Raw genomic sequence first — 25,628 nt, 5'->3', positions numbered from 1 at the left:
ATATCTCCCCGCCGCAAAAGCAGGCGGCGGGGAGGATGCCGCTCCCACCGGGGCTAAACCAAGGCGGCAGTGCTGCCTTGCCATCGGCACAATCCCCCGCAACCACACAAAACTTTGGAACCCTTTTCACTTCTCTTTTTCATACGCAAGGCGCGTCATAACCGGGAAATGATCCGAAAATATAAAATCCTGGAACGTTATATACTCCTTTACCACAATATCCCTGTCCGTAAACACATAATCTATGCGGGCCGGATAGTACTTGTAATTGTATGATTTCCCAAACCCTTTGCCCGACTCTTCAAATGCGTCTTTCATACTCCCCTTTACGCTGCGGTACACATACGAAAAAGCACTGTTGTTCAAATCCCCACAAATAATCATAGGATATTGGCATTCTCTTTTATGCTGCTGGATGAGCTCCGCCTGGTGCTGCTGCTCCTTAAATGCAGCGCTCAGCCGGTTAAAGATAACTTTTGATTTCTGTTCATCAATCTTTTCATGTATGTCCGGGCTTATTTTTATGGACTGCAGGTGCATGCTGTACACCCGCAGGGTATCATTGCCTTTTTTGATATCGGCAAAAATTACATTATTGTCGCTCTTCGGGAAAGGTATGCTGCCACTGTTAATTATCCTGAACTTAGAGTAAATGGCCTGCCCCAGCTTGGCATTATTATGCTCATTAACATAAATATACTTATAGCGGTATTGCCCGAAATCAACATCTTTCCTTGGCGTATATTCCTGGAAACATAAAATATCAGGACGGTGCTTTTTTACAAAAGCAGCTATGCTGTCAGGCACATCCTGCCTCGGCATCCAGTCATACAGGTTAAAAAGGCGCACGTTATAGCTCATCAAAGTAAAATCAGCATTATCTTTCTCTGTCTCCCTTCCCGAAAACTTGTAAAATTTGCTTATGAACGTAACCCCAAGCAGTAAAACAATGCCGGAGAGCAGCATCTGGCGCTTAACCTGGAAAAGCCAGTAAAGAAAAAAGAGGAAATTGAGTACCAGCATCAACGGGAGTATCAGTGTAAATACCGAAAGGAAAGGGAAAAGCTTTGGCGCCAGGAACGGCAGGAAATAGGCCAGGAACGTCAATATAGTAAGCACTATATTGAAGAAGAACATGACTTTATTAAACCATGAAAGTTTTTTCATACCCTGCTTTAGCGGCTCAAATCTATGATATTATTCAGTATTACCGGCCTTAAAAAGAAAATCTTTTTCTTCCTTGGTAAGGCTGTCATAACCTGATTTACTGATTTTATCAAGGATATCGTCTATCTGCTTCTGGGTGAGGTCTTTTGGTTTTTTAGCTGCCGTACGTACAGGGGGAGCCGTGTTCCTGTGTATTTTTTTAAAAGGGGAGCTTTTCCTTGACCTGAACAAATTTGTAAAAAAATCCAGTACCGCCGAAACACCTTTGCTCAGGTCGGTACCGTTTTGCAGCAGCCTGATATACAAGAACCCGAATAACGCCCCGGCAAGGTGCGCCATATGGCCACCGGGGTTTTCAACAGAGGCATTAATAAGATCAATCACTACAAATATGATGGCTATATGCCATATTTTTACAGTGCCGATAAGCAGCAGCCTCACCTGGTAATATGGCGCGTATGTTGCCGTTGCTATAAGTATTGCCATCACAGCGGCTGATGCCCCTACCAGTTTAGATACCGTACCATTGAATACAGGCAGTATATTATAGCCTGCAATGAACAACAAACCCGCGAACATAGCTGAAAGTACATAAAGGCCGAAAAGCTGTTTCTGTGTAAAAAATGTAAGGAACAGCCTGCCTGTAAAGAACAGCATCAGCATATTGAAAAGAATATGGAAAAAATCAGCATGCAGGAAAGCATACAGCAATAGCGACCAGGGTTTCCATAGCAGGTCGGCCAGGTTTGAGGAAAGGCTGAAAAAGTCGTTGCCGTCTGCCCTCCAGTCAAAGCCCAAAACATTTACACCACTTAGCCTCAATATACTGAAGGCGATCAACGGGAGGATGAACAACCCTATATTCCAGAAAATGAGCCGTTGTACTACCCCACCGGTCCGGTATTCCATTTTAAGGTCATCAAATATATTCATGGTTAATTCCAGCGCTTATCATTAAAACTATTCTTTTTCCAGTACCACATCATAATAAAACCAATCAATGCACCACCAATGTGCGCAAAATGAGCCACACCGTCTCCGCCACCTCCAAATATGGCCTGCCCTTTTAAGCCGAGGTAAAGATCGAGCAATAAAAGCCCGGGTACAAAATATTTGGCTTTAATTGGCACAGGAATAAACATCAGCATTAGTTCAGCATTAGGCGCTATAAAAGCAAAAGCAACAAGTACACCATAAATAGCACCTGACGCTCCTACCATTGGTGTCTGAGTCAGTTTTGCAGCTTCAAACAAAGCATTAAAATTTTCCTCATTGACTAAGCCGGATCTTGATCCCGCTTCAAGTATAGGCCTGATGTCTTTTACAAATAAATCAGTACGATAATACATTTCATCTGAAATTGTAGCGTTTAGTATAGTATGCAGTTCATCGCCTGAAAGATTCAGATCGGCAGCTCGCTCAATAAGATTTTGTATTTCAAGATGAGTGATCCCTAATTGTAGTGCGGCAGCACCCAGCCCGCAGGAAATATAAAAGAAGATAAATTTTTTTCCACCCCAAAGTCTTTCAAGTAAAGAGCCAAAGGAAACTAAAGCAAACATATTAAAGAAAATATGTAAAAAGCCACCGTGCATGAACATATGGGTAAAAAGCTGCCATATCTGGAATTTTTCACTTTCAGTTGAATGCAATGCCAAGATATCATTTGATATGGTTTGCCCAACGAAAAAAGTCCCCACAAAAAATAAAATATTGATAATAAGTAACTGCTTAACAGTTTCGGTCATATTCATCATATTGCAAAACGTTTATCCAGATCTTCCACACTTACAGTGATGAAAGTCGGTTTATTAAAAGGTGAAACATCAGGCTCTTTGCAGGCAAACAGGGCGTTTACCATAGCTTCCTGCTCTTTATCAGTTAGTAAGGTTCCCGTTTTCACGGCCAGGCTCCTGGCCATTGATTTGGCTATACTGTCCGTCTGGCTAAAGCTGCTGTCGGGCACTTCCTGCTGCAGGTCGTTTATAAGTTCTTCCAGCAGTATCGACACCTCGCTTTCCGCTACATTTACCGGCAGGCCCGATACTACGATATGGTCGAGGTTAAACTCCGCAAAAACAAAACCCGTATTCTCCAGCGCCTGTCGCATTTCCCGCAGCAGGTCAAGCTCGCTCTGGTTGTAGTACAAAACAAGCGGGAACAGCAGTTGCTGGCTAGAGGCATGATGTATAGTTATGTTGGTAAGGAACTGCTCATACAATATCCTTTGGTGCGCCCTCTTTTGGTCAATAATCACCATACCTGATTTTATAGGGCTCACAATATATTTCTTGTGTATCTGGTAGGTTTTATACACCGCCTGCTCTACCTCGGCCTCATTAAAAAGGGAGCCCGTAACTTCTTCCGATTCAAAATTCATCTCGGCAATCTCATCAGCAGCCGGGGCTATGCCGGTATACAGGCTTTCCCACGATGATGCTTTTTCTCGCCTGAATGCAGGCGCCGCGGTAAAAGAAGAGGCCGCAGAGGCCGCCCTTGCCGGTTTTTCATCTGCAAAAGGGTTAAAGTTCCTGTCCACCTCAACTGCGGGCACCACAGCCTCTTTATGCTCATAGCTGTAGGGCGTATCAAGATTGGCATCGCGCTCAAAATCAAGTACCGGCGCTACATTAAACTGCCCTAAGCTGTGCTTTATAGCTGAGCGGAGTATGGCATAAAGCGCATGCTCATCGTCAAACTTTATTTCGGTTTTTGTCGGGTGGATGTTAATGTCGATAGTGTTGGGTGGCACATCAAGGTATATGAAATAACCCGGCTGGCAACCGTCCTTTAAAAGCCCTTCGTAAGCCGCCATAACCGCATGGTGCAGGTAGCCGCTTTTTATAAAACGGTTGTTTACAAAGAAAAACTGCTCCCCCCTGTTCTTTTTGGCGAATTCAGGCTTGCAGACGAACCCCTGTATCTCCACAATTTCAGTACTTTCTTTTACAGGCACAAGCTTTTCGTTGGTACGCCCCCCAAATATATTTACAATACGCTGGCGCTGGTTGGATGACGGCAGGTTGAACATTTCGCTGCCGTTGTGGTACAGCACAAAGCTGATGTTGTGGTGCGCCAGGGCCACGCGCTCAAACTCATCAATAATATGGCGGAACTCCACCATATCGCTTTTAAGGAAGTTGCGGCGTGCAGGTATGTTGAAGAACAGGTTCTTCACCGCGAACGATGTCCCTTTGGGCAGTACGGCCACATCCTGGCTGGTGAACTTGCTCCCCTCTATAACCAGGTGCGTACCCAGCTCATCCTGCTCCTGGCGGGTCTTGAGCTCTACATGGGCAATGGCGGCAATACTGGCCAGTGCCTCTCCCCTGAAACCTTTGGTGTGCAGCGAAAAAAGGTCTTCCGCGAAGCGTATCTTGCTGGTAGCGTGGCGCTCAAAGCACATACGTGCATCAGTTACGCTCATGCCCCGGCCATTGTCAATAACCTGTATAAGGGTTTTGCCGGCATCTTTTACTATCAGCTTTATCTCGGTTGATCCGGCATCTACTGAGTTTTCAAGCAATTCCTTAACTACCGATGCCGGCCTTTGCACCACCTCGCCGGCAGCTATCTGGTTGGCAACGTGATCAGGAAGTAACTGGATGATGCTCGACATTGGAAATTTTCTGTGTTTTGATTGACGGACATCAAAGTTACGGAAATATTGCTGAAGTGAAAAAGGGGAAAATAAGGATTGCGTTTATTTACAAAGAGAACAGGCAAATATTTGCTTAGAAAATTATTAATTGCGGTAGTATCCTGATATAAAGCCAAGTTCTTTCATACTAATTTAACGGTTATATTTTTTTATCTAAACCATGAAAAATATTAGTAGCATACCCAGGTATTTACAACTGTTATCTTAATTTTTAACCTAAGCAGTACAGGGCAGTTAAAGCTCTTTTAGCTCAATAGGCTCGTCCTCGCCCGCCATATCCTGGTACTTGTAAAAAATCTTGCCGATAAGGGTGCTCAGCCTGCTCTTGTAATCCTCAATAAGCCACTCCTTATAATTTTTTGTGGTTTTTGACAGCAGCCTTGCATATTGCTTTACGCGAAATTCAATATCCGCATCAAGCAGCTTTGCCAGCTTACGGGCCTCAGCAGGGGTTTCGCTATTCTCAATGCACATAAAAGCATGCTGGCGTATAGATTTTTCAATAACTGATTTTGGCCTCATTTTATTTTCGAGGGCCAGCCGGAATTCATCTTCCACATCAAATGAAACTTCCATAGAATTTTCAAATTTAGCCCTTATTTCTTCAGGCATAACATAAATATGATGGCTTTCAATTTCAGCATCTCCCCTTATGTTGGCCAGGAACTCTTCAGGCTGCCTGAAAATGTAGTTCCAGTCGATAGGGTCGCTCCATAAACCAAAACGCTGTGCGTTATTGCCAAGGTCTATTACCGTAAATACATCTTTACCCGGCAATTTACGTGACCCCCTGCCAATCATCTGGAAATAGAGCGTAAGGGAACGGGTGGCACGGTTCAGTATTATGGTTTCAACAGTAGGCTCGTCAAAACCGGTTGTAAGTATGGAAACTGAAGTTAAAATAGCATCAGGCGTTTTACTGAACCAGCTCAGTATTTTTTTCCTTTCGTTGTCAGGTGTTTTATTGTCCAGGTGCTTTATGGGGTATCCTGCCGCACGAAACGTTTCATATACGTATAATGACGTATAGATGCCATTATTAAATATAAGCGTTTTGGTGCCTTTTGCCCGCTGCTCATAGGCCTGCAGGAGTAGATCCTGCATTATGCCCCTTGAATACAGCTCATCAGAAGAGCTAACCGTATAATCACCGTTGATGCCCAACTTGAGGCCCGTAAGCTCCACGTCATAGCCGTACATCATAGCTTTGGCAAGATAGCCTTTATCTATGAGCGATTGTATAGGTTCGCCTACAATAAGCTCATCATAGGTTTCATACATAGGCAACTCAATATTCGAGCTTAGCGGTGTGGCCGTTACTCCAAGGAATAATGAATTTTTAAAATAGGTGAATAGTTTGCGGAATGAGTTATAATGAGCCTCATCAATAATAACAAGGCCTACATAGTCCATATGGAACTTCTTGTCGCGCAGGCGGTTGTTCAGTGTTTCAACCATGGCTACATAACAGGAATACTCGTTGTGGTGAGGCAGGTCTTTTACATTACTGTCAATAACGATATTGGTTACGCCAAAACCCTTAAGCATAGCCGAAGTCTGCTTGCTTAGCTCTATACGGTGCGTAAGCACCAAAACCTTGCGGTTATATTTTTCAATATACCTGCGCGCAATCTCGGAGAAGATAACAGTTTTGCCCCCTCCGGTAGGTAATTGGTACAGGAGGTGGTAATTATCAGGCTTGCCTTCGAACTTCTCAAATATAGCATCAATATCCTTCTGCTGATAATCATAAAGCTCTTTCCTGTCCTCAGCGTCGTATTGTAGTTCCATGAAGTTGTGTTATTCGCCAAAAATATATATTTAGCCAGATTAATTTGTTTATAAAATCTTAATATTATCCCTAAAGCTGATTTTAACGCTATCCCTTATTTCTATTGCAGTTAAATAGTTATCTTTGAACAGAATATGCTGTATGACCATGCTGAACTATGACTCCCTGTCGCTTGTTGAGGCCACAAATATACAACTGGAACTGAGGCAAAAGGTATCGCTTATAACCCAGCCTGAAAATGTATATACCATAGCCGGGGGAGATATTTCCCATAATAAAGATACTGATATTATATATGCGGGCATTGTGGTGCTGAGCTATCCACAAATGGTTGTACAGTCGTATGCGCTTGTGCAGTCAGCAACAAAATTCCCTTATGTGCCACAGTACCTTGGTTTCCGTGAAGTACCTGCACTGCTTGAGGCCTGGAAATTGCTGCCTGTAAAACCGGACATCATGGTGCTCGACGGACAGGGCATAACGCATCCCAGAGAATGTGGTATTGCATCACATTTTGGGGTCCTTGCCGGCCAGCCGTCTATTGGTTGTGCAAAGAATATGCTGTTTGGCAGCTATAAGCCGCTTGGCCTTGAAAAATTTAGCGAAAGCGCCATTATAGCCAACGGCGGTATAAAAGGGTATGCCCTGCGCACAAAAAAAGATGTAAAGCCGGTTTATATATCCCCTGGGCATATGGTATCGGTTGAGGACAGCATTGACATCATGAAAAACTGCGTGCTAAAGCACCGCATACCTGAGCCCACACGCATGGCACATGAAAAAGTTAACCTGTTCCGTATCGGGAAATTAAAGCCCGGTTACCACACCGTCAGCGTACAGGGAAGCCTGTTTGGCTAAACATGCTTTATATCACAAAAAAAGCCTTTGCTTAAGCATACATTATTAAGGCTATATTTGTAGTACTATATATCTTTATGTTTTGACCGTAAGCAGGAACTTTAAATTAGCGGCAGCATTTTCGCCAGTGCTGGGCCTGTTCGGCCTGAGCCCGGTTTTACTATTCCAGAAGCTGCCCCTAAGTGAACTGGCCCTGATTTTTTGTGTGCTCACAACAGGCATATTCACTTTTTGGAACATAAACCTTTATATCACCCGCCTGTTTGCCGAAAAGCCTATGTATGTCCGCTATGGCATCAGTTACCTGACTACATTCATAATCCATTCGGTAATTATAGGCGTGGGAATCCTTGTGGGTGCGAGCAATCCGCCGGTGAGTGGCATATCTACCCTATATCCAATCCTTTCGCTTTTATTCATTAATACTTTCATCCTTATCATTATTGATGTGGTAAGGCTACAGGAAGCCAAAGCAGCAGCGCGTATTGAAATAAACAATTTAAAAATTGCCAACCTGGAAGCCCAAAAACAGTTACTGGTACAGCAGCTTCAGCCACACTTCCTGTTTAATACCCTGGCCACCCTTAAATCGCTTATACATGAAGACCCGGCTATTGCTGAGAAATATACCCTTAAGCTGTCTGATTTTATGAGATACAGTACGCACGGAAACCATGGGAACACCGTAAAGCTATCAGACGAGGTACATTTTACAAAAAGTTATATAGAACTGCAGCAGTATCGGTTCGGGAAGGCTCTGCAATATTCTGAAGATATAGCACAAGAACTGCTAACGAGTAAAATACCTGTTTTTGCGCTACAGCTTTTAGCCGAAAATGCTGTAAAGCATAACTACTTTACACCTGAAAACCCGCTACTGATAAAAGTGTATAATGACGGCAGCAAAGTTTGCGTAACTAATAACAAAACCGGTTTACGCCTTACCGAACGTTCAGGGCTGGGGCTAAAAAACCTTAACGAACGGCTATTGCTGCTTACGGCTGTACCGCTTGAAAAAGAAGAGGACGAACATTTTTTTACCGTTAAAATAACTGTTGCATAAATGAATGTAGTTATTATAGAAGATGAATTGCTTACCTGCCGCGACCTTGAACGAACCCTGAAAAAAGCAGACAGCAGTGTAAATGTTACAGCATACCTGCATTCTGTAGATGAAGCGCGCGCTTTTTTTGCAGAAAAGCCATCAGGCTATAACCTGATATTTTCCGACATAGAGCTTGGCGACGGAAACAGTTTTATCATATTTGATGAATATCCTCCTGAAGTACCCGTAATTTTTTGTACGGCATACAGCGAATATGCCCTGAAAGCCTTCGGCAGCTTTGGTATTGATTATCTCCTTAAACCTTTTTCAGTTGAAACAGTAGCGGCATCGCTGCAAAAATACAGGCTGCTTGAAAAAAATTTTTCATCGGCCGGCATACCCGGAATCCATGATTTTATAAGAGAAATGCTGGCACCTAAAACTGAAAAGATTACTTCAATAATAATACATAAAGGAGATAAGCTCATCCCCTACTCGCTTACGGATATAGCCCTTTTCTTTAAAGAGGAAATACACCTGTATGCTGTTACCTTCAGTAAGGAGCAGCTGCTGGTATCAAATAACCTGGAAAAAACCGAAGCCATAGCAGGGCCTGTGTTCTTCAGGGCTAACAGGCAGATACTGGTAAACCGTGCTGCCGTAAAAGATTTAAACCATTATTTTAACCGCAAACTGTTGGTTAACTTAACCATACCTTTCCACAGGCAAGTTATAGTACCTAAAGAAAAAGCCTCAGCATTTATTGACTGGCTTACCATGAGCTGATGTCCGCTTTAAAAGCGAATTTGTCCGTTTCGGTTTACCCGTTGTTTTACCTTTAATATCACTGGGCCAACTTTGTACCATAAACTAAGTTTTATGGGTAGAAGGACCACATATTTCCGCATACTTTTGCTCATGGCAGCTTTCACGGCCATACCCGGTGCATCAGCGCAGGTACGGGTTACAACGCTCGACGGGCTCCTTGAGTACACTAAGAAGCAGAGTATTAGCCTGAAAACAGACAGCCTTAAGCTGGCACAGGCTAAAAAAGCCAGGCTTGCCGCCATAATTAATGTGCTCGACCTCAGTGTAAACAATACACTGCGGTTTGTAGATAACACGAGACTGCCCGTATCAGCCTTCCCCGCCGAAATATTTGGCGGCCAGCCCGGAACCTTTACCAATATAACCACAGGCGTGCAATATACCACTACAGCGACACAGTCGGCCGAAGTGAAACTGCTTAACCTGCCGGGATGGGAAAACCTGAAGCTTTCGAAAATAAATATCAACCTACAGGATTCAGATAATAAAATAAGCCTGAAATCACTCCAGGAAAATATTGCTGCTGCGTACTACAATGTAGTGACGCTTCAGGAACAGCTCAAAAGCAATAAACTGAACCAGGCCATAGCCGATAGCCTGTACATTATCTCAGAAAGTAAATTCAGGCTTGGGCTCGTAAGGCAGCAGGAAGTTAATGATGCCCGCGTAGCCCTGCTTACCGCCACTGAAAGCGCCAGGCAGTCTGGCTATTTACTGGACAATTATTACCTGGCACTGAAAATTTTATGCGATATACCCGAAAGCACCGAACTTATAATTGATGATGCTGCCGATGCGGCTTCAGCTGTACTTGCCCCCCAGATTTCCCTCAACAGCCTCGATGTCGAAAACAGTATACTGAATGAACGGTACGCCAAAAGTAATTACAGGTATTACCAAAAACAATTATTACCCACTCTTTCGGCTGAATTCTCCCAATCCTGGCAATTGTTTAATACTGATTTCAGTGTTTTTAATGGTGACTGGGTCAACAGCAGGTATTTTGGGTTTAAATTATCTATACCGCTACCTACCGCCACGCAAATAGCCAACACAACCAAGGCGCGGTTTGATTATAAAATTGCGGAAAAGAATACTGAACAGGCAAAGATAAAAGCAGGGCTGGAACATGCCCAGCTTAAAAATGATTTTGATAAGGCGGTATCACAATACCTGAACGATAAAGAGATACTTGCATTGCGGAGGGATTCTTATACTCGGAACATGAACCTGTACCGCGAAGGGATAATTGCACTTGATGATGCCCTTGACAGTTACAACACCATGATTGATGCTGATTATGCCCTTATATCTTCAAGGATAAGTGTGCTGCTTGCACGGGCAAAGATTGATATAAACAATAAAATAAACTAACATGAAAACCCGATTTGCGATATTGCTCTTATGCGTGGCTATAGTATCATGCGGAAAAAAGTTTGAAGAAACAAAACCAATACGTAAAGATGTTACAGAAACGGTTTTTGCATCAGGCTATCTTGAGGCTGAGGGTACCTATGAACTTACTGCCCTTAGTGACGGCTACCTGACTGAGGTAAACTTTGAAGAAGGCGACCTTGTTAAAAAAGGACAGGTACTGGCTGTTATTGACAATAAAGAAAATCTTTTCAATACCCAGAGCGCCACACAGCTTTACCGCATAGCCCGGGAAAATACTACATCTTCAGCGCCGCTGCTGCTGCAGGCGAAACAAAATGCTGAGCTTGCCCGCCAGAAAATGGAACAAAATGCGCAGCAGGAACAACGATACCGGAAGCTGCTTGAAACCAACAGCATATCAAAAGTAGAATATGAGAATGTTTACCTGGACTACCAGACATCACGAACCAATTACCTTTCTGCGCTCGAAAGTTACAGGAACCAGCAGCAGCAGGCCCGCCAAAACGAAATAACCAACAGGGCCAATAAACAGATTAGTGCTGAAACACTTGGCAATAACCGTATAACTGCCGTTTCTGACGGAAAGGTTTATCAAAAATTAAAAGTGGCCGGGGATTATGTAAAGCGCGGGGATGTTATTGCTACCATAGGCAGCGCTGATATAATATATGCCAAGGTAAATGTTGATGAAGCGAACATTGCAAAAATAAAAACCGGTCAAAAAGCTTACCTGCAGCTTAATGCCGAGAAAAACAAGGTGTATAACGGCACTGTTGATAAAATATACCCATCATTCGATGAAGAAACACAATCCTTTGTGTGCAGGATTATATTTACTGAACCCGTTGATTTTAAAGTCGCACAAACACAGCTGCAAAGCAATATTGTTGTTGCCCGGCATGATAATGCACTGCTTATACCCCGCAGCTATATTGACTATAACGGGTATGTGCAGATTAAAGGCAGGGATGAAAAGACAAAAGTAAAAACCAATTTTGTAAGCAATGAGTGGGTCCAGGTGCTGGAGGGCATAAATGACAGCACTACACTCGTAACAGACCAGCTAAGCGCCAATAAAATGAAAACATCTGAAGTAGGTGCGCAACTGGGTAAATAAAAAAGGCCATGAAATTAAATGTAAATTACAGCATAGCGCTTACGCATATACTGTCGCGAAAAAGGCAGACAATCACAGCTGCGCTGGGTGTTACTATAGGTATGGCCATATACCTCTTCATGAACTCACTGAGCGCCGGATTTACAAAATATTCGCGCAACGAGATATTTAAGAGCAATGCCCATATCAAAATATACCAGGACGATGAAATGAGTAAGCCCCTGGTTACCCATAAAGATGCCCTTACTGTTATTATCAACCCACAGATAACCAATACCTCAAAAAAGATAATCAACCCGGAAGCGTTGCTTGCCGATGTTAAAAAACAGCCCTACATAACCAATGCGATAGCACAGGTTAATTTTGATGCTTTTTACAGCCGGGGAAGCACTCAGATTAAGGGTACAGGCAGCGGGGTAGATATTATGGACAATAGTGCCATGTTCAACTTCGGTGAATATATGGTAGCAGGAAGCCTGAAGGCGCTGCAGGACAATAAGAACGGCATAATAATAGGAAGTGGCATCAGCGATAAACTTAGCCTGGGCATAGATGACAACATAACGGTATCATCCTCCTACGGTGTGGTTAAAGTGCTTAAGATAGTAGGCATTTTTTCTACCGGCAGTGATTTTAATGACAGTTCCAAGTGCTATACTAATATTGTTACGGCGCAGCAGTTCCTTAAAGAAGGGCCTGATTTTGTTTCTGCCATTTATGCCAACACGCCTGACCCTGATGTATCGCAGGCGTATGTTGATAAGCTGAAAAATATAACGCAGTATACCGTTGAAGACTGGAAGACTACCAATGCCGATGTACTTGCCGGAGACAGTGTAAGGGGGCTGATGATGGGAGCCATATCGCTTTCCATACTCCTTGTGGCGGGATTTGGCATCTATAACATCCTCAATATGACAGTTTCACAAAAGATAAACGATATTGCTATACTTAAAGCCATTGGTTTTTCTGGCAAAGATGTTATACGCATTTTTGTTTCCGAAGCTTTTATCATGGGCCTTCTCGGCACCTTTGCCGGTGTGTGCACAGGCCTGCTTATGGTAAAGATAATGTCCGGTATATATGTTGGCCCGCCTATAGGTTACTTCCCTATTTACTTTGAGTTACACATTTTTGCGGGAAGTTTCCTATTGGGCTTGGGCATAACTATATGTGCGGGTTTTTTCCCTGCAAGGAAAGCATCAAAAGTTGACCCTGTTTCCATTTTCAGACGATAAGCCATGCAAGATACAGTATTAAAAACTCAATCCGTAAGCAAGTATTTTTATGACCCTGTAAAGTTCAGGGTGCTTGATGATATAAGTATACAGGTATACAAAGGTGAATTCCTTACGCTGGTTGGCAAAAGCGGCTCGGGTAAATCAACCCTGCTTTACTGCCTCAGCACTATGGATACGGACTATGAGGGCAGTATTGAAATACTGGGCAAACCCATAACCGGAAGCAATATTGATACCCTTGCCGCCATACGGAATGAAAACATAGGGTTTGTATTCCAGTTCCACTACCTACTGCCTGAATTTACCTGCCTTAAAAATGTAATGATTCCAGCCCTGAAACTGGGCAGGCACAGCCGGGAGGAGATTGAACACAAAGCTATAGAGAAGCTGGAAATGCTTGGCCTGGGTGAGCAGGCGCTTAAACCGGCCTCAAAACTCAGCGGCGGGCAGCAGCAACGGGTATCTATAGCACGTGCGCTTATAAACGACCCTGCAATAATAATGTGCGATGAGCCTACCGGGAACCTTGACAGCAAAAACAGTAAAATAGTGTTTGATATTTTCAGGCAGCTGTCATCAGAGTACGGGCAGACAATAATAGCCGTAACACATGATAATGATATTGCCGAAAGAAGCGACCGCACCATAACCCTTGAGGATGGAAAGATTGTGGCCTGATTTGATACCTGCCCTGTTCTTTTATTTTAAGAGCCCTTAACATAATGCGATAAAAAAAAGCTAAAATTAAGATGATGTAAAACTTGCTTCTGCTTATAGTAGTAATTTTATAATAGCCTGTAAATAAAGGCTTATAAATTACCACATAATGAAGCATTACAACAAACCCCTGCTCCTTGTTTTTCCTTTCGGGCTTTTATCACATTACCTCAGGTGCCTGGTATTGGCCCGGCATTTAAGCCCGTATTTCCGCATCAGGTTCGCCTATCATAAAGACTACGCGCCGTTTATACAAGCGGAAGGTTTCGGGACATTCGACTGCATAACGTTTGATGAAAAAGAAGTGATAGCAAAAGCCAGGAAGTTTGATTTTTCATGGCTTAGTGATGATGCAGTTGGTTCATGCTTCCTGGCACAGGCAGATGTAATTGAACGCCTGGGGCCTGTTGCTGTATTGGGCGATGCCATGCCAACCCTGAAACTTGCCGCTGAAAAAACCGGTGTTCCTTACATATCTGTACTAAACGGGTATATGACCAGGTATTACGGGCATGTCCGTAAACTATCCAGGTCACATATGGCCTATCCCTACCTTGAAAAGCTGCCACGGCGCATAAAAGAGGTATTTACAGAAATGGGCGAAAGCATGGCTTTCAGGGAAATACACCGGCCCTTTAAAAAGCTGCGCCTTAAATATAACCTGAGCCGCCACGACAACTACCTTGATGAGATGGAGGGAGACTACAATATAATTTGCGATATGGAAACGCTTTTCCCCCTGAGGGACCTGCCGCAAAACTACTACATACCGGGCCCGATATTATATACAGGCCACAACAACGATAATAACATTAAGGAGCAGCTGAACCCACAAAAGAAAACAATATTTGTCAGCATGGGCAGCTCGGGCGAATGGCAAAAGGTAGCTTTTTTAAACCATCCGGAATATGATGTTTATAATATTATAACTGCCGGAGACACTCATGGGGTTCTCAAAGGCCCGCATATTATAAATACCCCTTTTGCCGATGCTGACAGCCTTTTCCCGCATGTTGACCTGGTACTATGCCACGGGGGGAACGGCACAGTTTACCAGGCATTGAGCCACGGGATACCTTTACTATGCAAAACATCGCATTTTGAACAGGAATGGAATGTAGCTGCCCTTGAAAAAAAGGGGCTGGCAAAATCCCTCGACCGCGTGGACAAAAATACTTACACGGCCATCATCGCTGAGTGGGTAACTAAAAAAGGTACCGGCGCATTCAGCGCCATAAAAACAGCCATCAGCCATAAAAAAGAATTGTTTGAGGCCACAGCAGGCCAACTGGCAAGGACAGTACTCGCGGAGCATAAAGGGAAAGTTTCCGGGCAGGCATCAGCATTAAAAGTACTGGAACTACATAGCTGACAATACAGTTTTTAAATGTAATTTTTTTTTAAGACCTTGCGCCACATGAACTGGAGAACATTAATGAGTATAGGCTGTTTGCTTGTAAGCCTGCTATCTTACACAAATAAAATGCAGGATAGCGGTAATACAGGAATGTTGACAGTAGCGATAAACGGGCTTAGCAACGAAAAAGGATCAGTGCTGGTAAGCCTGTTTGATAATAAGCAGGATTTCCCTAAAGAGGCATCAAGGGCCGTTCGCAGGGAAAAACTTGAAATAGCAGGCGGTACGGCAAGCATAACATTTAAAGATGTTCCTTACGGAACCTACGCTGTTGCCATCCTCCATGATGAAAATGATAACCTGAAAATGGATTTCAATGTTTTAGGCATTCCAAAAGAAGGCTATGGTTTTTCTAATAACGCCAAAGGCAGTCTCGGCCCGCCTTCATTTGAAAAAGCCGCGGTTATTTTAAACAATTCAAAAAAAACAATCCGTATCAGGATGAGGTACTTTTTGTAGCCCCCCCTGGCTTCCCCTGGCTGGGCCTGCTGTCAAAACGTTTTTCACGCAGGTGCTTTAATGCGGCATCTAGCCTTTGTGCATGTTTCCTGAAGTCCTTTTTAAAACTGTTCATTTTCTGTATGGCTTCCGCGCCATAATGGTGCTGCCGGGCTCTTAAACGTTTGGCATACTGCCATTTTTCCTTAAGCTGCTCCAGGATACTTTCCGCTTTAATCAGGGCAATTTCCAGTTCAAACTTGTGGCGTGTTCTCTGCTCGTAAAGCCTGTCGGTGTTTTCACAGATATCTTCCTCGGCCGCTGCAATAGTACTGTCGGCTTCGCGGCTGAAAAGCACCCACTCAGCCTGGGCAGTACGCATCAGCACATCTTCGGAAACATAGCCCGATTCATCATCAACCGGTGCGGGTGTATCCTCCGTTTCGGGTGCACAGGCGCGTGTGGCAGCCAGTAACATTAAAAAGCAAATGATTCTCATGTCCATCTTAAATAAGAACGAAAATACCGCACATACACAAGCTGCGTAATGATATTAATCACATGTGAGGAAAACGCAGAAGAACTGCTTTATTAGTATCTTTGCACCATGCATATTTACATAAAAAACATGGTTTGCGGGCGGTGCGTTGCTGCTGTAAAAAATATTCTTGAAACTTCAGGGCTTAAAGTGGCTGAAGTATCGCTTGGCGAAGCGGAAACTGAAAGCAGCATACCTCCCGAAAAGCTTAAAGAAGTTAACAACGCCCTGCACAAACTTGGATTTGAGCTTATAAATGACAGGAAAAGCAGGATAATTGAACAGATAAAAACAGAAATAGTAAACCTTGTCCATCATTCCGGAGAGGCACCCGCCACAAACCTTTCAACGTGGCTTGCGGAGAAGCTTCACTATGATTACACCTACCTGAGCAACCTTTTCAGTGAAGTAGAAGGCACAACAATTGAAAAATACTATATAGCACAACGTATTGAAAAAGTAAAGGAACTGCTGGTCTATGATGAGCTTACACTCTCAGAAATTGCCCATACGCTTGGTTACAGCAGCACTGCCTATCTTTCCTCCCAGTTCAAAAAAGTAACCGGGCTTACCCCTTCTTTCTACAAATCGGTTAAAGACAATAAGCGGCGCAATATAGACCAGCTGTAAAAGTCGAAACATTTTCCAAGGATTGTATAACGCGACAGGATGTAATATTGCGGAAATTTGCAATGTGTTTAACCATATTAATTTAACTATCATGACACATACCTATAAAATTACCGGAATGACGTGCGATGGCTGCGTAGCCAAAGTAAGCCACCTCCTGGGCCTTGTACCCGGGGTAACCGGTGTTGATGTAAACCTGGATGCAGGGGAAGCCAGCATCAGTATGGAAAAAAATATTGCTACGCCAATACTGCAGCAAGCAATGAGAGATTATCCTAAATACGGTCTATCAGAAAAAAAGTATCCCGGGGAAATGAATGAGTTGAGCGACAAGACCAATGTTTTTGAAAGCAACAACGCAGGAATTACAACAGAAACGAGAAAAAGCTGGGCAGCAACCTACAGGCCCATACTGGTTATTGCAGGCTATATAACCCTGGTATCACTGCTAGTTTCTTTTACTGTAAACGGCTTTAGCGGGATGCTTTTTATGCGCACTTTTATGAGCGGTTTCTTCCTTACTTTTTCATTTTTTAAAATGCTTGACCTGCGGGGATTTGCCGACAGTTATGCCATGTATGATATAATTGCCATGAAGTTCAGGGGCTGGGGCTATGTTTATGCGTTTCTTGAACTGTCACTGGGCATTGCGTTTGCCATAAATTTTGAGCCACTGCTTACAAATGCCTTTACCGCCGTGCTTATGTCGGTAAGCCTTGTAGGGGTACTGCAAAGCGTGCTTAATCAGAAAAAGATACGATGCGCCTGCCTTGGCGCAGTGTTTAACCTGCCTATGAGTACTGTAACAATAATTGAAGACGGTCTCATGATAGCCATGAGTGTAGCCATGCTGCTGATGTACTTATAAAACAGGGGGGTTGCTTTTGAGCCATATATTTTCTTACTTTTGCCAATAATTTAAGAAATAGAAAATGGCTGATATTACTTTAAAAGGCAATGCCGTAAAAACAATAGGGCAACTGCCTGAAAACGGATCGCAGGCACCTGCTTTTACCTTGGTTAAAACAGATTTGTCAACAGTATCTCTTGCTGATTTTAAAGGCAACAGGCTGGTGCTTAATATATTCCCGAGTATTGATACGAGTACGTGTGCAGCATCAGTACGCAGGTTTAATGAAAAAGCAGGCGGGCTAAATAACACCAAAGTATTATGTATTTCCCGTGACCTTCCTTTTGCACAGGCCCGGTTTTGCGGTGCTGAAGGACTTACTAATGTAATCACACTCTCGGATTTCAGGGATGGCAGTTTTGGAAAAGACTATGGCCTTACTATTGAAACAGGTCCTCTGGCCGGATTGCATTCCCGTGCTGTAGTAGTTATTAATGAAGAAGGCATAGTTAAATACTCTGAACAGGTGACCGAGATTGTTGACGAACCGGATTACGATGCTGCCCTCGCGGCACTATAAATACAGCAGATGAAGGATAACAGGTTTGTAAAAGGCAGGCTCAGGAGCATGGTATATGCGTTAAGCGGTGCTTATAAACTGGTAACTACTGAACACAGTGTTATGGTGCAGTTTACTATAGGCATTTTAGTTACGGTAGGTGGCTTCTGGTTCAGGATATCTGCTACTGAGTGGATGCTCCAGATACTGGCTGTAGGGCTTGTATTGGGTATTGAGGGGGTAAATACCGCTATAGAAAAAGTGGCCGATTTTATACATCCTGATTATCATGAACGCATAGGCTTTATTAAAGATATTGCCGCAGGGGCTGTTTTTTTTGCAGCCATGGCTGCTTTGGCCGTCGGGGCAATAATATATTGCCCTAAAATTTTCGGCTGATTTTAAAAATATTGATATTTTTACAATCACGATTGATTAGTTGAAAATGGCAAAAAGCAACAAAAAAGACGCTGCGGGCAAAAATCCCACACAGGAAAATAAGGAAAATAAGAAGTTCAGGTTTACACGCCGGCATAAAGTACTGCTCGGCGTGCTGTTTTTCCTTTTTTCAGTGGCGCTGCTGCTTTCTTTTGTGTCCTATTTCCTTTACGGCGACTTTGACCAGAGCGAACTTACCGCTTTTGGGAACCGGGAAGAAAAAGTATACAACTGGCTGGGTAAATTTGGCGCGCTGCTGGCTGATTTGTTTTTGTACAGGGGATTTGGCGTTGCTTCGTTTATATTCATCCGTTTCTTCTTTTTGACGGGAGCCCACCTGGTACTCGACCTTCCGTTAAAAAAACTGAAAAAGGTACTGTTTTGGGACCTGTTCCTCACTACTATTGTTTCCATTGCATTCGGTTTTTTTAATGCTTACCTTCCTGAACTGGGTGGCGTTATCGGTTTTGAAATGAACCTGTACATGCAGGATTACCTTGGAAAAACTGGCACTGGCCTCGTATTGGTGTTTGGCCTTTTCATGTTCCTTATATTCAAAGTAAAAATATCGCCTGATACAATCAAAAATTTCTTTGAGAAAAAACCTGGAGAAGAAAGTGCGGAAGAAGCCCTGCATGATGGCACCGGCACGCAAAGAGTACCCATCGCCCCGGATGATGCGGCTGTTGCAACAGGAAATAATTTTACTGTAAGAGAAAATGAAGAAGATGATGATGAACTTGAAAAAATAGAACTGAAAACGGTTCCCGAACCGCCTGTGCCATCGCAATTTGAAATCAACCGTGAAGCCCTAAAGCCTACCATTGAGCATGCCTCTGAAATTAACCTTGAGCCACAGGTAAAAAAAGTATTTCCTGACGTTTCTCCTGCCGTTCCTGTTGGGAAAACCTTACATGAAATCATCGAAACCGACGACGAAAGCTTTGTTATAGAAACATTTGAAGAAGAAAACATTGCAGAAGAAAATCTTGCGGCAAAACTCATACAGGATTTCGGGGAGTTTGACCCTACCCTTGAACTGAGCAACTACCAGTTACCGGGTATAGAACTCCTTAAAGAATATGCAGCGGGCGGCATCACCATAAACCAGGCGGAGCTTGAAGAAAACAAGAACAGGATTGTTGAAACGCTTCGTAACTATAAAATTGACATTGCACAAATCAAGGCCACTGTAGGCCCAACTGTTACGCTTTATGAAATAGTGCCTGAGGCAGGTATCCGGATCTCAAAAATTAAGAGCCTTGAAGACGATATTGCCCTTTCACTTTCAGCTCTGGGCATCCGCATAATAGCGCCGATACCCGGCAAAGGCACCATAGGTATTGAAGTACCAAATAAAACGGCGACAATGGTACCGATGAAAAGCGTTATAGCGTCACCAAAATTCCAGTCAGCCGAAATGGAACTTCCCATAGCGCTGGGAAAAACCATATCAAACGAAACCTTTGTAGTGGATCTTGCCAAAATGCCCCACCTGCTTATGGCAGGAGCTACAGGCCAGGGTAAATCCGTAGGACTTAACGCAGTACTTACATCGCTGCTGTATAAAAAACATCCCGCTGAAGTAAAGTTTGTACTGGTGGACCCTAAAAAAGTGGAACTCACACTGTTTAATAAAATTGAAAGGCACTACCTGGCCAAGCTTCCTGACAGCGGAGATGCTATTATAACCGACAATACCAAGGTTATCAATACACTCAATTCGCTGTGCGTGGAGATGGATAACCGCTACAGCCTGCTCAAGGAAGCCGCTGTGCGTAATATAAAGGAGTACAATGAAAAATTCCGCCAGCGGAGGCTTAATCCGGAAAACGGGCACCGATTCCTGCCTTATATTGTCTTGGTGGTGGATGAATTTGCCGACCTGATAATGACCGCCGGAAAAGAAGTGGAAACGCCTATTGCAAGGCTGGCACAGCTGGCCAGGGCCATCGGCATACACCTTATCATTGCCACGCAAAGGCCTTCAGTAAATGTTATTACCGGTATTATTAAAGCTAACTTCCCTGCACGTATTGCTTTCCGGGTTACATCAAAAATAGATTCACGGACTATCCTGGACAGCCAGGGTGCTGACCAGTTGATTGGCCGTGGTGATATGCTTTATACCCAGGGTAACGACCTTGTACGCGTGCAGTGCGCTTTTGTAGATACCCCTGAAGTAGAAAAAATAACCGAATTTATTGGCGCGCAAAAAGCCTATCCTGAAGCTTACCTGCTTCCTGAATACTACGGTGAGGAAAGTGGCATTAATCTTGATATAGATGTGTCTGAACGAGATTCTATGTTCAGGGAGGCTGCGGAAGTTATAGTTACCGCGCAGCAAGGCTCAGCATCACTGCTGCAGCGTAAGCTGAAACTGGGCTATAACCGCGCCGGCAGGCTCATAGACCAGCTTGAAGCAGCAGGCATAGTTGGCCCTTTTGAAGGAAGTAAAGCCCGAAACGTATTAATCCCTGACCTGGTTTCTCTTGAACAATTTTTTAAGAACGAAGAAAATAATTTTTAGCATGCACAATGTCATCAGGGTAATAGCTTTATTTTTAATATGCCTGCCCCTACACGCGCAGGATTCCCATAAAGCCAAACACCTCCTTGACCAGGTTTCAGAAAGGATAAAGAGCTACCAGAACATTGTTATTGATTTCAGATATTCAGTAAGCAACCCTCAGGAAAACCTGAACCAGGAGAGCAAAGGTAATGTAGCGCTTAAAGGCAACCTTTATGTACTCAACTTTATGGGTGTGACACGTATATTTGACGGAAGGAAAGTATACAATATAGTTCCTGAAGATGAGGAAATAACCATTTCTACGCATGATGACCAGAAGGCTGACGTGCTTACACCTTCAAAAATGCTTACTTTTTTTAATTACGGCTACAGGTACTCGTGGGATATATTGCAGAACCTTAAAGGCAGGAAGATACAATATGTAAAACTGCATCCTACAAATCCGAAAGACAAAACAAAAGAGGTGCTTATAGGCATTGATGTGCAGACAAAACATATTTATAATCTCATAAAAATTGACAGGGACGGCACAAAAACCACCTTTACGATAAATTCTTTCAGGCCTAATCAGCCATTGTCAAAAAATCACTTTACCTTTACCGAAAGTAAATACCCTAATTATTACATCAATAGATTAGACTGATTTCCCGGTGAAAATACTAGACCGATACATCCTCATTTCGTTTATAAAAACTTTTGCAACAGTTTTTGTTATCTTATTCTTTATCTTCATATTGCAGGGTATATGGCTTTTCATAGCCGAACTTGCCGGTAAAGACCTGGACGCGTGGCTGGTAACTAAGTTCCTCCTGTTCTACTCGCCAAAAATGATCCCGCTGGTATTGCCCCTGTCTATTTTGCTGGCATCTATAATGACCTTCGGAAATTTTGCCGAAAATTATGAATTTGCTGCCATGAAATCATCTGGCATCTCCCTGGGCCGTGCTATGAGGGCGCTTATCATTTTTATCAGCATACTGAGCGTGGTGGCTTTTATATTTGCAAACAATGTAATACCCAAAGCTGAGTATAAGTTTTTAAGCATGCGCAAAAACATACTACAGCGTAAGCCCGCAATGGCAATAGTGGAAGGCCAGTTTGTTGCGATTGGTACTAATTTTAATATAAAAGTTGAAAAAAAAACCGGCGAGAACGGTCAGGAACTGGAGGGCGTTACCATTCATAAACGTGGAACAAATACCATAAATGCCACTATAATACGGTCAGAAAAGGGCTTGTTGAAGAGTGATGAGAAATCAAACCTGCTGCAACTTGAACTCTTTAATGGCTATTATTATGAAGATGTAAATTCTAAAAATCCGTTGGAGCAGGAACGGATGCCGTTTGCCAAAAGCAGCTTCTCAAAACAGGTACTGAACATAGACCTGACCATGCTCAACTCTAATGACCAGAATGATGAAAAAGTAGCCAACACCAACAGCATGCTCACCCTTGGTGAACTTAACTTTACCCTTGATTCACTGGAAACAAATTATAAAAAAGATGCGGCAAGCATTGCCGATAATATTGCGTTACGTTCTAATGGCGTGCTTAGCGCCGGCCCTGTACGCACTTTAACCCCTACAGGTATAAATAAAACAGAAATAAAGCCCAAAACGCCCGCGGGAACTCCCCGGGACCTCCTGTCAATTATAGATTCTAAAGAAGAAAAAAAACGGATACTTGAGTCAGCTGCCAACAATTTAGGCAGCGCCGATTTTGTCATCGAATCAGGAAAGGCTGAACTCCTGGCCAAAGTAAAGAATATTAACGGGCACTGGCTTGCCTTATACGATAAATTTGTAATAGCCTACGCCTGCCTGCTCATGTTTTTCATAGGGGCGCCGCTTGGAGCTATTATCCGTAAAGGCGGGCTTGGCCTCCCTATTGTTTTTGCGGTGCTTATATTCATTACGTTCCATTTTATCAATACTTTCGGTAAAAAAGTAGCACAGGAAAATGGCATGGCCCCTTTTGTTGGTGCGTGGCTCTCCTCTTTTATATTAACACCGCTTGCAATATTATTTACATACAGGGCGACCAATGATATGGGGATTTCTATAAATTTTGACCCTTTAATAAAACCGGTACAAAAAACGGCCGCTTTATTTAGAAAGCCTAAAAAAAAGATTTAACGACAACACAACATGCTGACAGGACAAAAAATACAGCTCAATACCATAGAAGAAGCTATAGAAGATATACGCCAGGGAAAAGTAATAATTGTGGTGGACGATGAAGACCGCGAAAATGAAGGTGATTTCCTCGCTGCCGCGGAAAAGGTTACACCCGAAATGATAAACTTTATGGCAACCCACGGCAAAGGGCTTATATGCACGCCACTGACCGAAAAACGCTGTAAAGAACTTCAGTTGCAGGCTATGGTGGTAAATAATACTGACCATCTCGAAACTGCGTTCACTGTTTCGGTGGATTTAAAGGGTAATGGTGTTACCACAGGCATATCTGCACAGGACAGGGCCAAAACTATCCAGGCACTTATTGAGCCGGACACAAAACCTTTTGACCTTGCACGGCCAGGGCATATATTTCCGCTCATTGCAAAAGAAGGCGGTGTATTAAGGCGTACCGGCCACACCGAAGCTGCCATTGATTTTGCAAGGCTGGCCGGCTATAAACCAGCCGGTGTTATTTGTGAAATAATGAACGAAAACGGGACTATGGCGCGCCTTCCCGAATTATACGAGGTTGCCAGAAAATTCGGCCTGAAGCTGGTGTCTATTGAAGATTTGGTAGCTTACCGGATGCAGCACGACAGCCTGATACAGAAGAAAGAAGACTTTGAAGTAGAGACACGTTTCGGGACATTCCGCCTCCGTGCCTATATGCAGACTACTAACAAGCAGGTACATATTGCCCTGACCAGGGGAAGCTGGAATATAGGTGAGCCGGTGCTTACACGCATCAATTCATCACAGGTAAATAATGATATTTTGGGTACGCTGACCAATGATGCCGACAAGAAGCTTGACAATATCTTCCGGCGTATAAATAAGGAAGAAAAAGGAGCCGTGCTATTCATAAACCAGGAAATACAACCATCAGAATTACTTACCCGAATCAAAGAACTCAAAGAATTACAGGGCAATGGCATTCAGAAAGCCCCGCAGATAAAAATGGACGTCAAAGATTTTGGCATCGGGGCGCAGATACTGCATGATATTGATATTTCTAAAATAAGGCTACTTACAAATTCACGTCAAACAAAACGGGTTGGCATGATTGGATACGGCCTGGAGATAACAGAATACGTTGGGTTTTAAATCGTATAAACTGTAAAGCAAAGGAAGAGAAAAGGTTAGCCCATGGGTTGTACTTTTTTTGCGATTAAGGCCAAAATGTTTTTGGAAAACCCGAAAAGGTTTCTATATTTGCATCCGCAATCAGCAATGATGGCATACATCCTGGAGAAATGGCAGAGCGGTCGAATGCGGCGGTCTTGAAAACCGTTGACTGTAACAGGTCCGGGGGTTCGAATCCCTCTTTCTCCGCTAGTAGAAATACAAACGGTACTAAAACCCACTAAATTCAACAATTTAGTGGGTTTTTTCTTTTAGGGCTATATCAAATTATTCATTATATCTCAAAGTTTAGGTGTCTTTCAAGGTGTCACTAAAAAATTAAATTTTAAGTGACACCTCGCAACGAAAGCACTGCTACTTCAAGGTGTTCAACAACATATTCAAAAAATGTACATCTTGTGTGTAGTTATTAAATCAAATAAATTTAATACTAACTTTAAGGTCACCAACAATGAACACATCAGTATCAATTCTCTTCTACATCAAGAGAGCAAAAGCCAACAATTTAGGAGTTTGTCCAATCTACACCAGAGTTACAGTTAATGTTAAAAGATTTGAGTTTAGTACCAACAAATATATCAATCCTGAAAAATGGTCATCAGAAGGAAGCAAAGTTAAAGGCACTACAGAAGAAGCTAGAACAATCAATAGTCATCTTGATTATCTAAAAAATCAAGTTTTAGAGGCAGAAAAGAAACTTTTCAAGAAAGATATTAGTGTTACTTCTGAGAATTTAAAGAATGAATTGTTTGGTTTATCAGAAACCAAACGAATGCTCGTTCCTATCTTCCAAGATCATAACAACAAAATAAAAGAGCTTGTTGGAAAAGAATACGCTCCAGGAACATTAGAACGCTACACTACTTCACTCAAACATACTATTGAGTTTATGCAATGGAAATACAATGTTTCCGATATCGATATAAAAAAAATTGATCACGCCTTTATAACCGATTACGAATTTTGGTTACGAAGCGTTAGAAACTGTGCAAATAATACAGCAGTCAAATACCTAAAAAACTTCAATAAAATAATTAACGTGAGTTCGATTTAAGCCGCTAACCTATCATCAATGATT

The 25,628-nt window shown here is 42.9% G+C and carries 24 protein-coding genes and 1 tRNA gene; 19 read left to right on the top strand and 6 right to left on the bottom strand.

From position 1 onward, the window contains the following. Nucleotides 1–126: 126 nt before the first annotated feature. From CHU92_RS07140 to CHU92_RS07120, 5 genes are all read right to left on the bottom strand, one after another. Nucleotides 127–1,167, bottom strand: a complete 1,041-nt coding sequence (locus CHU92_RS07140; RefSeq protein WP_094414039.1) for an endonuclease/exonuclease/phosphatase family protein — start codon at nucleotides 1,165–1,167, stop codon at nucleotides 127–129. A gap of 30 nt (nucleotides 1,168–1,197) precedes the next feature. Continuing rightward, the gene (locus tag CHU92_RS07135) at nucleotides 1,198–2,100 is read right to left on the bottom strand and encodes a rhomboid family intramembrane serine protease (RefSeq protein WP_165764603.1); all 903 of its coding nucleotides are present in this window, start codon (nucleotides 2,098–2,100) and stop codon (nucleotides 1,198–1,200) included. Nucleotides 2,101–2,102: 2 nt separating this feature from the next. Further along, a complete protein-coding gene (locus CHU92_RS07130) occupies nucleotides 2,103–2,924 on the bottom strand; it encodes a rhomboid family intramembrane serine protease (RefSeq protein WP_094414037.1) in 822 nt (273 codons plus the stop codon). Continuing rightward, a complete protein-coding gene (gene mutL / locus CHU92_RS07125; protein ID WP_094414035.1) occupies nucleotides 2,921–4,786 on the bottom strand; it encodes a DNA mismatch repair endonuclease MutL in 1,866 nt (621 codons plus the stop codon). Before mutL ends, CHU92_RS07130 begins: the two co-directional genes overlap by 4 nt. 276 nt (nucleotides 4,787–5,062) lie before the next feature. Further along, nucleotides 5,063–6,619 (bottom strand): DEAD/DEAH box helicase, encoded by a 1,557-nt coding sequence (locus tag CHU92_RS07120; RefSeq protein WP_094414033.1) that lies wholly within the window; start codon nucleotides 6,617–6,619, stop codon nucleotides 5,063–5,065. 124 nt (nucleotides 6,620–6,743) lie between these two features. Between CHU92_RS07120 and CHU92_RS07115 the strand changes: the two genes are divergently transcribed. From CHU92_RS07115 to CHU92_RS07075, 9 genes are all read left to right on the top strand, one after another. Then, nucleotides 6,744–7,478: an endonuclease V gene (locus CHU92_RS07115; RefSeq protein WP_243389567.1), complete on the top strand. Its 735-nt coding sequence runs from the start codon at nucleotides 6,744–6,746 to the stop codon at nucleotides 7,476–7,478. 82 nt (nucleotides 7,479–7,560) lie between these two features. Beyond that, complete coding sequence (locus tag CHU92_RS07110; protein ID WP_094414031.1) at nucleotides 7,561–8,541, top strand: sensor histidine kinase; 981 nt, start codon at nucleotides 7,561–7,563, stop codon at nucleotides 8,539–8,541. Beyond that, a complete protein-coding gene (locus tag CHU92_RS07105) occupies nucleotides 8,542–9,309 on the top strand; it encodes a LytR/AlgR family response regulator transcription factor (protein ID WP_094414030.1) in 768 nt (255 codons plus the stop codon). 93 nt (nucleotides 9,310–9,402) lie between these two features. Continuing rightward, nucleotides 9,403–10,725: a TolC family protein gene (locus CHU92_RS07100; RefSeq protein ID WP_094414029.1), complete on the top strand. Its 1,323-nt coding sequence runs from the start codon at nucleotides 9,403–9,405 to the stop codon at nucleotides 10,723–10,725. A 1-nt stretch (nucleotide 10,726) separates the two neighbouring features. Continuing rightward, nucleotides 10,727–11,866, top strand: a complete 1,140-nt coding sequence (locus tag CHU92_RS07095; RefSeq protein WP_094414027.1) for an efflux RND transporter periplasmic adaptor subunit — start codon at nucleotides 10,727–10,729, stop codon at nucleotides 11,864–11,866. Between the two features lie 8 nt (nucleotides 11,867–11,874). After that, complete coding sequence (locus CHU92_RS07090) at nucleotides 11,875–13,104, top strand: ABC transporter permease (protein WP_094414025.1); 1,230 nt, start codon at nucleotides 11,875–11,877, stop codon at nucleotides 13,102–13,104. 3 nt (nucleotides 13,105–13,107) lie between these two features. Further along, on the top strand, nucleotides 13,108–13,785 hold the full coding sequence (locus tag CHU92_RS07085) for an ABC transporter ATP-binding protein (protein WP_094414023.1): 678 nt from the start codon (nucleotides 13,108–13,110) through the stop codon (nucleotides 13,783–13,785). Nucleotides 13,786–13,933: 148 nt separating this feature from the next. Beyond that, nucleotides 13,934–15,196: a glycosyltransferase gene (locus tag CHU92_RS07080; protein WP_094414021.1), complete on the top strand. Its 1,263-nt coding sequence runs from the start codon at nucleotides 13,934–13,936 to the stop codon at nucleotides 15,194–15,196. 45 nt (nucleotides 15,197–15,241) lie between these two features. Next, a complete protein-coding gene (locus tag CHU92_RS07075; RefSeq protein WP_094414018.1) occupies nucleotides 15,242–15,700 on the top strand; it encodes a DUF2141 domain-containing protein in 459 nt (152 codons plus the stop codon). Here the strand turns inward: CHU92_RS07075 and CHU92_RS07070 are convergent. Further along, the gene (locus CHU92_RS07070; protein ID WP_129583024.1) at nucleotides 15,678–16,178 is read right to left on the bottom strand and encodes a hypothetical protein; all 501 of its coding nucleotides are present in this window, start codon (nucleotides 16,176–16,178) and stop codon (nucleotides 15,678–15,680) included. The genes CHU92_RS07075 and CHU92_RS07070 overlap by 23 nt on opposite strands. Nucleotides 16,179–16,286: 108 nt before the next feature. Between CHU92_RS07070 and CHU92_RS07065 the strand changes: the two genes are divergently transcribed. From CHU92_RS07065 to CHU92_RS07020, 10 genes are all read left to right on the top strand, one after another. Next, nucleotides 16,287–16,847, top strand: coding sequence for an AraC family transcriptional regulator (locus CHU92_RS07065; protein ID WP_094414014.1), 561 nt, complete (start codon nucleotides 16,287–16,289; stop codon nucleotides 16,845–16,847). Between the two features lie 91 nt (nucleotides 16,848–16,938). After that, nucleotides 16,939–17,715 (top strand): heavy-metal-associated domain-containing protein, encoded by a 777-nt coding sequence (locus CHU92_RS07060; protein WP_094414012.1) that lies wholly within the window; start codon nucleotides 16,939–16,941, stop codon nucleotides 17,713–17,715. A gap of 64 nt (nucleotides 17,716–17,779) precedes the next feature. Further along, nucleotides 17,780–18,277, top strand: coding sequence for a thiol peroxidase (tpx, locus tag CHU92_RS07055; protein WP_094414010.1), 498 nt, complete (start codon nucleotides 17,780–17,782; stop codon nucleotides 18,275–18,277). Then, nucleotides 18,278–18,655, top strand: coding sequence for a diacylglycerol kinase (locus CHU92_RS07050; RefSeq protein ID WP_165764605.1), 378 nt, complete (start codon nucleotides 18,278–18,280; stop codon nucleotides 18,653–18,655). A gap of 46 nt (nucleotides 18,656–18,701) precedes the next feature. Next, complete coding sequence (locus CHU92_RS07045; RefSeq protein ID WP_094414006.1) at nucleotides 18,702–21,224, top strand: DNA translocase FtsK; 2,523 nt, start codon at nucleotides 18,702–18,704, stop codon at nucleotides 21,222–21,224. A gap of 1 nt (nucleotide 21,225) precedes the next feature. Next, on the top strand, nucleotides 21,226–21,870 hold the full coding sequence (locus CHU92_RS07040) for a LolA family protein (RefSeq protein ID WP_094414004.1): 645 nt from the start codon (nucleotides 21,226–21,228) through the stop codon (nucleotides 21,868–21,870). A gap of 7 nt (nucleotides 21,871–21,877) precedes the next feature. Then, nucleotides 21,878–23,362, top strand: coding sequence for an LptF/LptG family permease (locus CHU92_RS07035; RefSeq protein WP_094414002.1), 1,485 nt, complete (start codon nucleotides 21,878–21,880; stop codon nucleotides 23,360–23,362). A gap of 12 nt (nucleotides 23,363–23,374) precedes the next feature. Further along, nucleotides 23,375–24,511: a 3,4-dihydroxy-2-butanone-4-phosphate synthase gene (ribB, locus tag CHU92_RS07030; protein WP_094414000.1), complete on the top strand. Its 1,137-nt coding sequence runs from the start codon at nucleotides 23,375–23,377 to the stop codon at nucleotides 24,509–24,511. Between the two features lie 143 nt (nucleotides 24,512–24,654). Then, a tRNA-Ser gene (locus CHU92_RS07025) sits at nucleotides 24,655–24,739 on the top strand. 262 nt (nucleotides 24,740–25,001) lie between these two features. Beyond that, the gene (locus CHU92_RS07020) at nucleotides 25,002–25,604 is read left to right on the top strand and encodes a phage integrase SAM-like domain and Arm DNA-binding domain-containing protein (RefSeq protein WP_094413998.1); all 603 of its coding nucleotides are present in this window, start codon (nucleotides 25,002–25,004) and stop codon (nucleotides 25,602–25,604) included. Nucleotides 25,605–25,628: the final 24 nt, after the last annotated feature.

This window comes from Flavobacterium cyanobacteriorum (assembly GCF_002251835.1).
Lineage (GTDB): Bacteria > Bacteroidota > Bacteroidia > Flavobacteriales > Flavobacteriaceae > Flavobacterium > Flavobacterium cyanobacteriorum.
The sequence above is the reverse complement of the archived record's forward strand: the minus strand, read 5'-3'. Positions and strand labels throughout refer to the sequence as shown.